This is a genomic window from Geomonas sp. Red32, from assembly GCF_023652955.1.
GTDB lineage: Bacteria > Desulfobacterota > Desulfuromonadia > Geobacterales > Geobacteraceae > Geomonas.
Genome location: NZ_JAKLOY010000005.1, coordinates 21,475 through 34,852, shown reverse-complemented (window position 1 = coordinate 34,852; position 13,378 = coordinate 21,475). Strand labels below are relative to the sequence as shown.

15 protein-coding genes are annotated in these 13,378 nt (G+C 59.9%); all 15 read left to right on the top strand.

The annotated features are described in order from the left end of the window. Positions 1-74: 74 nt before the first annotated feature. The 15 genes from rpoC (at position 75) to rpmC (ending at position 13,374) form a co-directional block, all read left to right on the top strand. Positions 75-4,226: a DNA-directed RNA polymerase subunit beta' gene (rpoC, locus tag L4X63_RS14020; RefSeq protein WP_250679272.1), complete on the top strand. Its 4,152-nt coding sequence runs from the start codon at positions 75-77 to the stop codon at positions 4,224-4,226. A 132-nt stretch (positions 4,227-4,358) separates the two neighbouring features. After that, positions 4,359-4,730 carry a 30S ribosomal protein S12 gene (gene rpsL, locus L4X63_RS14015; protein ID WP_250679271.1) on the top strand — a complete coding sequence of 124 codons (372 nt, stop codon included), beginning with the start codon at positions 4,359-4,361 and terminating at the stop codon, positions 4,728-4,730. Between the two features lie 26 nt (positions 4,731-4,756). Continuing rightward, a complete protein-coding gene (rpsG, locus tag L4X63_RS14010; RefSeq protein WP_250679270.1) occupies positions 4,757-5,227 on the top strand; it encodes a 30S ribosomal protein S7 in 471 nt (156 codons plus the stop codon). Between the two features lie 39 nt (positions 5,228-5,266). Continuing rightward, positions 5,267-7,345 carry an elongation factor G gene (fusA, locus tag L4X63_RS14005; protein ID WP_250679269.1) on the top strand — a complete coding sequence of 693 codons (2,079 nt, stop codon included), beginning with the start codon at positions 5,267-5,269 and terminating at the stop codon, positions 7,343-7,345. 45 nt (positions 7,346-7,390) lie between these two features. Next, the gene (gene tuf / locus L4X63_RS14000) at positions 7,391-8,581 is read left to right on the top strand and encodes an elongation factor Tu (protein ID WP_250679268.1); all 1,191 of its coding nucleotides are present in this window, start codon (positions 7,391-7,393) and stop codon (positions 8,579-8,581) included. 114 nt (positions 8,582-8,695) lie between these two features. Continuing rightward, on the top strand, positions 8,696-9,004 hold the full coding sequence (gene rpsJ / locus L4X63_RS13995; RefSeq protein ID WP_012529365.1) for a 30S ribosomal protein S10: 309 nt from the start codon (positions 8,696-8,698) through the stop codon (positions 9,002-9,004). A gap of 17 nt (positions 9,005-9,021) precedes the next feature. Beyond that, complete coding sequence (rplC, locus tag L4X63_RS13990; RefSeq protein ID WP_250679267.1) at positions 9,022-9,657, top strand: 50S ribosomal protein L3; 636 nt, start codon at positions 9,022-9,024, stop codon at positions 9,655-9,657. Between the two features lie 15 nt (positions 9,658-9,672). Then, entirely contained in the window at positions 9,673-10,296 is a 624-nt protein-coding gene (gene rplD / locus L4X63_RS13985) for a 50S ribosomal protein L4 (protein WP_250679266.1), read from the top strand. After that, positions 10,293-10,592 carry a 50S ribosomal protein L23 gene (locus tag L4X63_RS13980; protein WP_250679265.1) on the top strand — a complete coding sequence of 100 codons (300 nt, stop codon included), beginning with the start codon at positions 10,293-10,295 and terminating at the stop codon, positions 10,590-10,592. The genes rplD and L4X63_RS13980 overlap by 4 nt, the downstream gene beginning before the upstream one ends. 18 nt (positions 10,593-10,610) lie before the next feature. After that, positions 10,611-11,435, top strand: coding sequence for a 50S ribosomal protein L2 (gene rplB, locus L4X63_RS13975; protein ID WP_250679264.1), 825 nt, complete (start codon positions 10,611-10,613; stop codon positions 11,433-11,435). A 25-nt stretch (positions 11,436-11,460) separates the two neighbouring features. After that, on the top strand, positions 11,461-11,742 hold the full coding sequence (gene rpsS, locus L4X63_RS13970; protein ID WP_250679263.1) for a 30S ribosomal protein S19: 282 nt from the start codon (positions 11,461-11,463) through the stop codon (positions 11,740-11,742). A 21-nt stretch (positions 11,743-11,763) separates the two neighbouring features. Further along, positions 11,764-12,099 (top strand): 50S ribosomal protein L22, encoded by a 336-nt coding sequence (gene rplV, locus L4X63_RS13965; protein ID WP_250679262.1) that lies wholly within the window; start codon positions 11,764-11,766, stop codon positions 12,097-12,099. A 23-nt stretch (positions 12,100-12,122) separates the two neighbouring features. Next, a complete protein-coding gene (rpsC, locus tag L4X63_RS13960) occupies positions 12,123-12,758 on the top strand; it encodes a 30S ribosomal protein S3 (protein WP_250679261.1) in 636 nt (211 codons plus the stop codon). Between the two features lie 15 nt (positions 12,759-12,773). Then, on the top strand, positions 12,774-13,196 hold the full coding sequence (gene rplP, locus L4X63_RS13955; protein ID WP_250679260.1) for a 50S ribosomal protein L16: 423 nt from the start codon (positions 12,774-12,776) through the stop codon (positions 13,194-13,196). Continuing rightward, the gene (rpmC, locus tag L4X63_RS13950; RefSeq protein WP_250679259.1) at positions 13,186-13,374 is read left to right on the top strand and encodes a 50S ribosomal protein L29; all 189 of its coding nucleotides are present in this window, start codon (positions 13,186-13,188) and stop codon (positions 13,372-13,374) included. The genes rplP and rpmC overlap by 11 nt, the downstream gene beginning before the upstream one ends. The last annotated feature ends 4 nt before the right edge of the window (positions 13,375-13,378 follow it).

Genomic DNA, 13,378 nt, shown 5'->3' with positions numbered 1-13,378 from the left:
GACTGATCGGTCCGACCTGCCCGGTCGGTCGGATGCGCCAAACTTTAACTCCTAACACCAAGGAGGATTCTACTTTGGAAGACATTTTCACTTTTTTCGATAAGCCGAAAGATCCGCTCCACTTCTCCTCCATCAAGATCTCCATCTCTTCCCCGGAGAAGATCCGCGAGCGTTCCTTTGGGGAAGTAAAGAAACCGGAGACCATCAACTACCGCACTTTCAAGCCGGAGCGCGACGGTCTCTTCTGCGCCAAGATCTTCGGGCCGACCAAGGACTACGAGTGCAACTGCGGTAAGTACAAGCGGATGAAGCACAGAGGCATCGTCTGCGAGAAGTGCGGCGTCGAGGTCATCCCGTCCAAGGTCCGCCGCGAGCGTCTGGGGCATATCGACCTGGCCACCCCGGTGGCCCACATCTGGTTCCTGAAGTCCCTGCCGTCCCGTATCGGCAACCTGATGGACATCACCCTGAAAGATCTCGAGAAGGTCCTCTACTTCGAGGCCTACGTGGTGACCGATCCGAAGAACACCGGATTCCCCTTCGGGCAGGTGTTCTCCGAGGACCAGTACCAGAAGGCCCTCGAGGAGTACGGCCACGGCTCCTTCGAGGCCGGCATGGGTGCCGCCGCCATCCGTTCCTGCTTGACCTCGATGGACCTCGACGTCCTCTCCGAGAACCTCAGGGTCGAGATGCAGGAGGCTACCTCCGAGGCCAAGCGCAAGAAGACCGCCAAGCGCCTCAAGGTCATCGATGCCTTCAAAAACTCCGGCAACAAGCCGGAGTGGATGATCCTCGAGTGCATCCCGGTGCTTCCGCCGGAGCTTCGCCCGCTGGTCCCGCTGGACGGCGGCCGCTTCGCCACCTCGGACCTGAACGACCTCTACCGCCGCGTCATCAACCGGAACAACCGCCTGAAGCGCCTCATGGAGCTGCAGGCCCCGGAAGTCATCATCCGCAACGAGAAGCGCATGCTGCAGGAGGCGGTCGACGCCCTGTTCGACAACGGCCGCCGCGGCCGCGCCATCGCCGGCCCCAACAAGCGTCCGCTCAAGTCGCTCTCCGACATGCTGAAAGGCAAGTCGGGCCGCTTCCGTCAGAACCTGCTCGGTAAGCGTGTCGATTACTCCGGCCGTTCCGTTATCGTCGTCGGTCCCGAGCTGCGCCTGCACCAGTGCGGTCTTCCCAAGAAGATGGCTCTCGAGCTCTTCAAGCCGTTCATCTACAACAAGCTCGAGGAGCGCGGCTTCGTCACCACCATCAAGAGCGCCAAGAAGATGGTGGAGAAGGAGAAGCCGGAGGTCTGGGACGTTCTCGAAGAGGTCATCAAAGAGCACCCGGTCATGCTGAACCGCGCCCCGACGCTGCACAGGCTCGGTATCCAGGCTTTCGAGCCGGTCCTCATCGAGGGTAAGGCGATCCAGCTCCACCCGCTGGTCTGCACCGCCTTCAACGCCGACTTCGACGGTGACCAGATGGCCGTCCACTTGCCCCTCTCCGTCGAGAGCCAGGTGGAGACCCGCGTCCTTATGATGTCCACCAACAACATCCTTTCTCCTGCCCACGGCAAGCCGATCATCGTGCCGTCGCAGGACATGGTTCTCGGCATCTACTACATGACCCGCGAGAAGTTCTTCGCCGAGGGCGAGGGCAAGATCTTCGCCTCCCCGGATGAGGTCAATATCGCCTGGGATGCCCAGGAGGTCAACCTCCAGGCCCGCGTCAAGGTCAGGATGAAGAACCTGGAGAGCGACGAGAAGCCGGCCCTGATCGACACCACCCCTGGCCGCGTGCTGCTCCGCGAGATCTTGCCGGCCCAGGTGCCGTTCTCGGCCATCAACAAGGTCATGACCAAGAAGGAGCTCTCCAACCTGGTGGACATCTGCTACCGTCTGGCCGGGAACAAGGAGACCGTCGTCCTGGCCGACAAGCTGAAGTCCATCGGCTTCCGCTACGCCGCCAAGGCCGGTATCTCCATCTCCATCAACGACATGGTCATCCCGGAAGGGAAACCGGCCATCATCACCCGCGCCACCGAAGAGGTGCAGGAGATCCAGAACCAGTACACCGAGGGTCTCATCACCGACGGCGAGCGCTACAACAAGGTCATCGATATCTGGGCGAAATCCACCGAGGACATCGCCAAGGAGATGCTCGACAACCTTTCCCGCGACACCATCAAGGACCCGGAAGGAAACGACGTCAAGGTCCCGTCCTTCAACGCGATCCACATGATGGCCGACTCCGGCGCGAGGGGTTCCGCCCAGCAGATCCGTCAGCTGGCCGGGATGAGGGGACTCATGGCCAAGCCGTCCGGCGAGATCATCGAGACCCCGATCACCGCGAACTTCCGCGAAGGCCTCACCGTGCTCCAGTACTTCATCTCGACCCACGGTGCCCGTAAAGGTCTCGCCGATACCGCGCTCAAGACCGCGAACTCCGGTTACCTTACCCGCCGTCTGGTCGACGTCGCCCAGGACGCCATCATCACCGAGGTCGACTGCGGCACCATCGACGGCCTCACCGTCACCTCCCTTACCGAGGGTGGCGAGGTCATCGAGCACATCGGCGACCGTATCCTCGGCCGCGTGGCCCTGGACGACATCCTCGACCCGGTCACCGGCGACGTGCTGGTCCCGGCCAACGAGGAGATCGACGAGACCCTGGTAGCCAAGATCGAGGCCGCCGGTCTCGAGAAGGTCAAGATCCGTTCGGTGCTCACCTGCGAGTCCCGCCGCGGCATCTGCGCCAAGTGCTACGGCCGCGACCTGGCCCGCGGCCACCTGGTCAACCGCGGCGAGGCGGTCGGCGTTATCGCCGCCCAGTCCATCGGCGAGCCGGGTACCCAGCTGACCATGCGTACCTTCCACATCGGCGGTACTGCATCCCGCCGCGCCGAGCAGACCTCCCTCGAGGCGAGGAACGAAGGTTTCGCGAAGTTCATCAACCTGCACTACGTCACCAACTCGGAAGGGCACCACATCGTCATGAACCGTAACGGCGAACTGGCGATCGTGGACGAGACCGGGCGCGAGCGCGAGAAGTACACCGTGGTCTACGGCGCCAAGATCAAGGTCAGCCCGGAAGGGCCGGTCAAGCAGGGCGAGTCGCTGGCTGAGTGGGACCCGTACACCATGCCGATCCTCACCGAGGTCGCGGGCCGCATCAAGTTCGGCGATGTCCTCGAGGGTGTCACCATGGAAGAGCAGGTCGACGAAGTCACCGGCCTCTCCCGCAAGGTCATCATCGAAACCCGCGACACCGACAAGCGTCCGCGCATCACCATCAAGGACGAGTCCGGCAAGACCGCCAAGGTGGGCGAGTCCACCCTGGGCCGCTACTACCTGCCGGTGGGTTCCAACATCAACGTGATGGAAGACTCCATCGTCAACGCCGGTGACGTGATCGCCAAGATCCCGCGCGAAACCACCAAGACCAAGGACATCACCGGTGGTCTTCCCCGAGTCGCCGAGCTCTTCGAAGCCAGGAAGCCGAAAGACTTCGCGGTCATCACCGAGATCGACGGCGTGGTCGCCTTCGGCAAGGACGCCAAGGGCAAGCGCAAAGTCCTCGTCACCCCGGAGGTCGGCGAGCCGAAGGAATACCTCATCCCCAAAGGGAAGCACATCAGCGTCCACGAAGGGGACCATGTGCGCGCCGGCGAGGCGCTCATGGACGGTTCCTCCAACCCGCACGACATCCTCCGCGTGCTCGGCCAGAAGGAACTGGCCAAGTACCTGGTCGACGAGGTCCAGGAGGTCTACCGTCTGCAGGGCGTCAAGATCAACGACAAGCACATCGAGACCATCGTCCGCCAGATGCTCAGAAGGGTCCGCGTGAAAGATGTCGGCGACACCAACCTGCTGATCGACGACCAGATCGAGCGCTGGGTCTTCGAAGAGGAGAACGAAAAGGCGATGGCCAAGGGCGGAAGGCCGGCTACCGCGGAGTCGCTGCTCCTCGGCATCACCAAGGCTTCGCTCTCCACCGAGTCCTTCATCTCGGCGGCCTCCTTCCAGGAGACAACAAAAGTCTTGACACAGGCATCCATAGAAGGTAAAGTTGACAGTCTTCGCGGTCTCAAGGAGAACGTCATCATGGGGCGCCTGATCCCGGCTGGTACGGGGCTGGCGGTCTACCGCAACCTTCGCATGATCGCCGAAGAGCCTGTCATCATCCCCGAACCCGTGGTCGAGCAGGAAGAGCTGGAAGATTTGGACGAAGCGTAGATCGCCCCTAGGTGGTGGTGTGCGTGAAAATATTTTCAAATAAAACTTGACAAGCACATGCTATGTTGCTATTTTCGTCGCTTCCGCAGGGGAAGCCCCTGAGGTGGACTGCATAGCGTAAGAGGGTCTGAAATGCCAACTATCAATCAGCTTATCCGTATCGGTCGCGAGTCTAAGGCAGAGAAGTCGACGGCTCCGGCACTTCGTAGCTGCCCCCAGAAGAGGGGTGTCTGCACGAGGGTTTACACCACCACCCCGAAGAAACCGAACTCCGCTCTCCGTAAGGTTGCCCGTGTGCGCCTGACCAACGGCGTCGAGGTGACTTCCTACATCCCGGGCGTCGGGCACAACCTCCAGGAGCACTCTGTGGTCCTGATCAGGGGCGGCAGGGTCAAGGACCTTCCGGGTGTCCGTTACCACATCGTCCGCGGCACGCTCGACTCCGTCGGCGTGAAGGGTAGGATGAAGAGTCGTTCCAAATACGGCGCCAAGCGTCCGAAGTAACCGATTAACAGCGAGAGGTCTTTTCAATGCCTAGAAGAAGAGAAGTTGCCAAGAGGGTGATCCTCCCGGATCCGAAGTACGCCGATCGGGTTGTTGCCAAACTCATCAACATAATCATGCTGGACGGTAAGAAGAGCACCGCCGAGCGCGCCCTTTACGGTGCACTCGAGCTCGCCGCTTCGCGCGCCAATGACGAGCCGGTCAAGGTTCTCAAGAAGTGCCTGGACAACATCAAGCCCATGCTCGAGGTTAAGTCGAGAAGGGTTGGCGGTTCGACCTACCAGGTCCCCGTCGAGGTGCGTCCGGAGCGCCGCGTGTCGCTGGCCATGCGCTGGCTGGTGAAGTACTCCAACGCTCGTAGCGAGAAGACTGTCACCGACAAGCTGGCCGGTGAGATCCTCGACGCCTACAACAACCGCGGTTCCGCGGTGAAGAAGCGTGAGGATACCCACAAGATGGCCGAGGCCAACAGGGCCTTCGCTCACTACCGCTGGTAGTACCGTACCAAGTCGCACAACACTCTGGAGGAATTGTAAGTGGCACGTCAGGTTTCGCTTGAAATGACCCGAAACATCGGGATCATGGCTCACATAGACGCAGGGAAGACCACCACCACCGAGCGTATTCTGTACTATACCGGTGTTTCCCATAAAATCGGTGAGGTGCACGATGGCGCCGCCACTATGGACTGGATGGAGCAGGAACAGGAGCGTGGCATCACCATCACCTCCGCCGCTACCACCTGCATGTGGAAGGACCACCGTATCAACATCATCGACACCCCGGGTCACGTGGACTTCACCATCGAGGTCGAGCGTTCGCTGCGCGTGCTGGACGGCGCGGTAGCGGTCTTCTGCTCGGTCGGCGGCGTCGAGCCCCAGTCGGAAACCGTCTGGCGTCAGGCTGATAAGTACCGCGTTCCCCGCATCGCCTTCGTTAACAAGATGGACCGCGTGGGCGCCGACTTCTTCCGCGGCGTTGCCATGATCAAGGACCGTCTCAAGGCGAACCCGGTTCCCCTCCAGATCCCGATCGGCGCCGAGGAGCACTACAAGGGGATCGTCGACCTGATCGAGATGAAAGCCATCGTCTTCAATGACGAGACCATGGGTGCCGTGTTCGACGAAGTCGAGATCCCGGCCGACCTGGTCGATCAGGCTCAGGAGTACCGTGAGGCACTCATCGAAGAAGTGTCCAGCCACGACGACGGCCTGATGGAGAAATACCTCGGCGGCGAGGAAATCACCAACGCTGAGCTCAAGGCTGCCATCCGCCAGTGCACCCTCGATATCAAGATCTGCCCGGTCATCTGCGGTTCCGCCTTCAAGAACAAAGGTGTTCAGCAGCTGCTCGACGCAGTACTCGACTACATGCCGGCCCCGACCGATATCCCGGCCATCCAGGGTATCGACGCCAACACCGAAGCTCCCATCGAGCGTCACGCCTCGGACACCGAGCCGTTCTCCGCGCTGGGCTTCAAGATCATGACCGACCCGTTCGTCGGCCAGCTCTGCTTCTTCAGGGTCTACTCGGGCGTCATGAACTCCGGTTCCTACGTCTACAACTCGACCAAAGGGAAGCGCGAGAGGATCGGCCGTATCCTTAAGATGCACGCCAACAAGCGTGAAGAGATAAAAGAAGTATTCGCAGGTGACATCGCTGCCGCGGTGGGTCTTAAGTACACCACTACCGGCGACACCCTCTGCGACGAAGACCACGCCGTCATTCTCGAGTCCATCGAGTTCCCCGAGCCGGTCATCTCCATCGCCATCGAGCCGAAGACCAAGGCTGACCAGGAAAAACTGGGCATCTCGCTTGGCAAACTGGCCTCCGAGGACCCGTCCTTCCGCGTGAAGACTGACGAGGAAACCGGCCAGACCATCATCTCCGGCATGGGCGAGCTGCACCTCGAGATCATCGTGGACCGTCTGTTCCGCGAGTTCAAAGTCGACGCCAACGTTGGCAAGCCGCAGGTTGCCTACCGCGAGACCATCACCAAGAAGGTCAAGTCGGAAGGGAAGTTCGTCCGTCAGTCCGGCGGCCGCGGTCAGTTCGGTCATGTCTGGCTCGAGATCGAGCCGCAGGAGGCCGGCAAAGGCTACGAATTCGTCGACGCTATCAAGGGTGGTGTCGTTCCCCGCGAATACATCCCGGCGGTCGACAAAGGGATCAAGGAAGCGCTCGACAACGGTTCGCTGGCCGGTTTCCCGGTGGTCGACGTCAAGGTCACTTTGGTCGACGGTTCCTACCACGAGGTCGACTCCTCGGAAATGGCGTTCAAGATCGCCGGCTCCATGGGCTTCAAAGAGGGCTGCCAGAAAGCCGGCCCGCAGATCCTCGAGCCGATCATGTCGGTCGAGGTCGTGGTTCCGGAAGAGTACATGGGCGACGTCATCGGCGACCTGAACTCCCGCCGTGGCCGCATCATGGGTATGGAAGGGCGTGCCGGTGCTCAGGTAGTCACCTCGATGGTCCCGCTGGCACAGATGTTCGGTTACTCCACCGACCTCCGCTCTGCCACCCAGGGCCGCGCTACCTACTCGATGACCTTCGACCACTACGAGCCGGTTCCGAAGTCGGTTCAGGAAGAGATCGTCGCCAAGGTTAAAGGCTAAGCGCTTAAAGATACTTTTCAATTCCCTTACTAGGAGGATTACGAAATGGCAAAGGCTAAATTCGAAAGAACTAAACCCCACGTTAATATCGGTACTATCGGTCACGTCGACCACGGCAAGACCACCCTGACCGCTGCCATCACCAAGGTTCTCGCCGGCAAAGGCCAGGCCGAGTTCAAAGCCTTTGACCAGATCGACAACGCTCCGGAAGAGCGTGAGCGTGGTATCACCATCGCTACCGCCCACGTCGAGTACGAGACCGACAAGCGCCACTACGCCCACGTCGACTGCCCGGGCCACGCCGACTACGTCAAGAACATGATCACCGGTGCTGCCCAGATGGACGGCGCTATCCTGGTCGTGTCCGCCGCTGACGGCCCGATGCCCCAGACCCGCGAGCACATCCTCCTCGCCCGTCAGGTTGGCGTCCCCTACATCGTCGTGTTCCTCAACAAGGCTGACATGGTGGACGACGAGGAGCTCCTCGAGCTCGTCGAGCTGGAAGTCCGTGAACTCCTCTCCTCCTACGACTTCCCGGGTGACGATATTCCCATCATCAAGGGTTCCGCTCTCAAGGGCCTCGAAGGCGACAAGGGCGAGCTCGGCGAGCAGGCCATCATGAAGCTGATGGACGCCGTCGACGCCTACATCCCGGAGCCGCAGCGCGCCATCGACAAGCCGTTCCTGATGCCGGTCGAGGACGTTTTCTCCATCTCCGGTCGCGGTACCGTCGCTACCGGCCGCGTCGAGCGCGGTATCGTCAAAGTCGGCGAAGAGATCGAGATCGTCGGTATCAAGAAGACCGCCAAGACCACCGTCACCGGCGTCGAGATGTTCCGCAAACTCCTCGACGAAGGCCGCGCTGGCGACAACATCGGCGCCCTGCTCCGCGGCGTGAAGCGTGAAGAGATCGAGCGTGGTCAGGTTCTGGCCAAGCCGGGCTCCATCACCCCGCACACCAAGTTCAAGGCCGAAGCCTACATCCTCTCCAAAGAAGAGGGTGGCCGTCATACCCCGTTCTTCAACGGCTACCGTCCGCAGTTCTACTTCAGGACCACCGACGTGACCGGCGTGGTCGACCTTGAAGCCGGCACCGAGATGGTCATGCCGGGCGACAACGTCTCCGTTACCGTCAACCTGATCACCCCGATCGCCATGGACGAAGGGCTCCGCTTCGCAATCCGCGAAGGTGGCCGTACCGTCGGCGCAGGCGTGGTCGCCTCTATCATCGAATAACCAAGTAGTTTACATACGGTTTTCAGTACTACAGTTCCCGGTGGGATTGCGCTTGCGACCTTGCCGGGAACTGTCGACTGTAAACTGCCAAACTTGTTTCATCACGAGGAAGAAATGCCTAGTCAGAAAATTAGAATTCGCTTGAAAGCGTACGACCACAAGCTGCTCGATACTTCCGTTGGCGAGATCGTCGACACTGCAAAAAGAACCGGTGCCCGCGTGGCTGGCCCGATTCCGCTGCCGACCGTCATCAACAAGTACTGCGTGCTGCGTGGACCCCACGTCGACAAGAAGTCTCGCGAGCAGTTCGAGATCCGGACCCACAAGCGTCTGATCGATATCCTCGAACCGACCCAGCAGACCGTTGACGCTCTGATGAAACTCGACCTCTCCGCAGGTGTGGACGTCGAGATCAAGCTTTAAGACAAGGATAGTTGACCATGAATAAGGGATTGATTGGAAAGAAGCTGGGCATGACCCAGATTTTCGCCGAAGACGGTCGCCGTATCCCGGTCACCGTCGTCGAGGCAGGGCCCTGCGTGGTCCTCCAGAAGAAGACCGTGGAGAAAGACGGTTACGTCGCCATCCAGGTCGGCTTCGGCCCGAAGGAAGCCTCCCGCGCCAACGCCGCGCAGGTCGGCCACTGCAAGAGTGCCGGTGCCGGTGTGTTCACCCACTACCGCGAACTGCGGATGGACTCCACCGAAGCCTACAACGTGGGCGACGTGATCGAGGCTTCGGTTTTCGAAGCCGGCGACCTGGTCGACGTGACCGGTACCTCCATCGGTAAGGGCTTCCAGGGCGTCATCAAGCGCTGGGGCTTCAAAGGTGGCCGTGCTTCCCACGGTTCCCGCTTCCACCGCGCTCCGGGCTCCATCGGCTGCTCCGCTACCCCGTCCAGGGTCTTCAAGAACAAGAAGATGCCGGGTCAGATGGGTAACGAGAAGGTGACCGTCCAGAGACTGAAAGTAGTTCGCGTGGACGCCGCTGATAACCTGATTCTGCTCGGTGGAGCGATCCCCGGCTCTTCCAACGGGCTTGTCGTTATCAAAGATAGCGTCAAGACCAAACGGTAACGGGGGGAGATAGACATGGCCAAGTTAGACGTATTCGATATTAAAAACACCAAGGTCGGCGAGATCGAGCTCGACGACGCCGTCTTCAACGACGACGTTCGCGAGTACCTGATCCACGAAGCCGTCAAGATTCAGCTCGCCAACCGCCGTCAGGGCACCGTGGCGGTCAAGAACCGCTCCGCAGTCTCCGGCTCCGGCAAGAAACCGTTCAAGCAGAAAGGCACCGGCAACGCCCGCCAGGGCTGCAAGCGCGCCCCGCAGTACCCGGGCGGCGGTGTGGCATTCGGCCCGCAGCCGAAGACCTACAATCTGTCTATGAACAAGAAAGCAAGGAAAGCCGCTCTCAGAAGCGCACTCTCCATGCTCTATAAGAAAGAAGCTATAACTGTTCTGAACAGCTTTGAGCTTCCCTCCATCAAGACTAAAGCCTTTGTTGATGTCTTGAATGCCTTTAACCTTGACAAAACTCTCGTGATCACCGATACTGCGAATCTTACGCTTGAACTTTCCGCTCGCAATGTCAAGAACGTCAAGGTGCTCGGCCCGGAAGGTCTCAATATCTTCGACATTATGAAATACCAGAGCGTCGTCTTCACTGAGGCTGCCGTTCGCAAGGTTGAAGGAGTGTTACAGTCATGAATATCTATGACGTCATCAAGAAGCCTCTCATCACCGAGAAGACCACGGTTGAGAAGGACGCCAAGAACGTCATCGCCTTCGTGGTGAACGGCGCGGCCAACAAGATCGAGATCAAGGCTGCAGTCGAGCAGCTGTTCGGCTCCAAGGACAAGCCGGTCACCGTGACCGCTGTCAACACCGTGAACGTGGCCGGCAAGACCAAGCGCACCGTGCGCGGCATCGGCAAGCGCTCCAACTGGAAGAAGGCGTACGTAACCCTCGCCGAGGGCTGCGACGTCGATTTCTTCGAAGCTTAGAGCTGGGGGATTTGAATAATGGCTATTAAAACCTACAAACCGACTTCTCCGGGGAGAAGGGCCCAGACCTGCTCCGCTTTCGACGAGATCACCGCCTGCAAACCCGAGAAGTCCCTCTGCGAAGCCCTGCGCAAGTCCGGCGGCCGTAACTCCAACGGCCGCGTCACCAGCCGCAACGTCGGCGGCGGGCACAAGCAGAAGTACCGCATCATCGACTTCAAAAGGGACAAGGTCGATATTCCGGCCAAGGTCGTTTCCATCGAGTACGACCCGAACCGTTCGGCCCGCATCGCCCTCTTGACCTACGCCGACGGCGAAAAGCGTTACATCCTGGCCCCGGTCGGCCTCAAGGTGGGGGATACCATCCTTTCCTCCAACCAGGCCGACATCAAGCCGGGCAACGCCCTGCCGATCCGCTACATTCCGCTTGGTACCATCATCCACAACATCGAGATGAAGGTAGGGAAGGGCGCCCAGTTGACCCGTTCGGCCGGCACCTTCGCCCAGCTTATGTCCAAGGAAGGGAAGTACGCAACCGTCAAGCTCCCCTCTTCCGAGGTCCGCATGATCCTCATGGACTGCAAGGCCACCATCGGCCAGGTGGGCAACGTGGATCACGAGAACGTCTCCATCGGCAAGGCCGGCCGTTCCCGCTGGCTTGGCATCCGTCCGCACGTCCGCGGCGTCGCTATGAACCCGGTCGACCACCCGCACGGCGGTGGCGAAGGCCGTACTTCGGGCGGTCGTCATCCGGTAACCCCGTGGGGTATCCCCACCAAGGGCTACAAGACCCGCACCAATAAACGGTCGACCGCTTTCATTGTGAAGCGTCGTTCCAAATAATTCATCCGGATAGAGGATTTTTAAGATGGCAAGATCTATTAAGAAAGGGCCTTTCGTCGACGAACACCTCGAGAAGAAGGTCCAGGTTGAACTGGCCGGAGCCAAGAAGGTCATCAAGACCTGGTCGCGCAGATCGACCATTACCCCGGACTTCATCGGGCTCACCTTTGCGGTGCACAACGGCAAGAAGTTCATCCCTGTGTTCGTCACCGAGAACATGGTCGGCCACAAACTGGGCGAGTTCTCACCTACCAGAACCTTCTACGGTCACGCTGCTGACAAGAAGAGCAAGCTGAAGAAGAAGTAAGGTTCTTAAAGGAGTCATGTAATGGAAGCATCGGCTAAATTATCCTCTGTCCGCCTCTCCCCGCGGAAGACCCGTCTTGTGGTCGACCTCGTCAGGGGCCAGGGCATTCAGACTGCGCTCAACACCCTGCGCTTCTCGCCGCAACCGTCGGCGAAGCTGATCTCGAAGCTCCTCTCCTCGGCCGTTGCCAATGCCGAGCAGAAGGGGGTCTCCGACGTGGACAAGCTCTACGTGAAGACCATATTCGTCGATGGCGGCGCCGTGCTCAAGCGCTTCGTTCCGCGCGCCATGGGTCGCGCCAGCAAGATCAGAAAACCGACGAGCCACATCACTGTGGTTCTGGCGGAAAAGAAATAAGCTAACCGCTCGGAGGTGGAGTTTTGGGTCAGAAAGTTAATCCTATAGGTTTCAGGCTTGGCGTCATCAAGAGCTGGGATTCCCGCTGGTACGCTGAAAAGGACTATGCAGCGCTGCTTCACGAGGACATCAAGCTGCGCGCCTTCCTTAAGAAAAGGCTGTATCATTCCGGGGTCTCCAAGATCGAGATCGAGCGCGCCGCCGGCAAGGCGAAGATCAACATCTTCACCGCCCGTCCCGGCCTCATCATCGGCAAGAAGGGCTCCGAAGTCGAGACCTTGAAAAAGGAGCTGGCCAAGCTCACCGACAAAGAGGTCTACCTTAACATACAGGAAGTCCGCAAGCCGGAGCTGGACGCCCAGCTGGTGGCTGAGAACGTCGCCATGCAGCTCGAGCGCCGTATCGCCTTCCGCCGCGCCATGAAGAAGAGCGTTACCAGCACCCTGAAGTTCGGCGCCAAGGGTATCCGGATCACCTGCTCGGGCCGCCTGGGCGGGGCCGAGATGTCCAGGACCGAATGGTACCGCGAGGGGAGGGTGCCGCTGCACACGCTGCGCGCCGACATCGATTACGGTTTTGCCGAGGCGAAGACCACCTACGGCATCATCGGCGTCAAAGTGCTCCTCTTCAAGGGCGAAGTGCTCGCCGCTAAAAAATAATAGGAGTCTTTTGCGATGTTAATGCCTAAGAAAGTTAAGCATAGAAAGCAGATGAAAGGTCGCATGACCGGGACCCCGCAGCGCGGCGTGTCGCTCGCCTTCGGCGAGTTCGGTCTGCAGGCTACCGAGTGCGGCTGGCTGGATTCCCGCCAGATCGAAGCGGGCCGTATCGCCATGACCCGCTACATCAAAAGGGGCGGCAAGATCTGGATCCGCATCTTCCCGGACAAGCCGCTGACCGCCAAGCCCGCCGAGACCCGTATGGGTAAAGGCAAAGGCTCGCCGGACAGCTGGGTCTGCGTGATCAAGCCCGGCCGCGTCCTGTACGAGATGGAAGGGGTGACCGAGGAAGTAGCCCGCGAGGCATTCCGCCTGGCGGCCCACAAGCTCCCCGTGGCCACGAAATTCATTTCAAGGATGGAAAACAATGAAGGCTAGTGAACTGAAAAACGCGACGGCTGCCGAACTCGAAGCCAAGAGCGCTGAACTCACCAAGGAGCTTTTCGCCGTGAGGTTTCAGCTCCACACCGGGCGTCTGGAGAATACTTCCAAAGTTTCCCTTCTCAAGAAGGACATCGCCAGGGTGAACACCGTACTCCGCGAAAAAAGAGGGTAAGAGA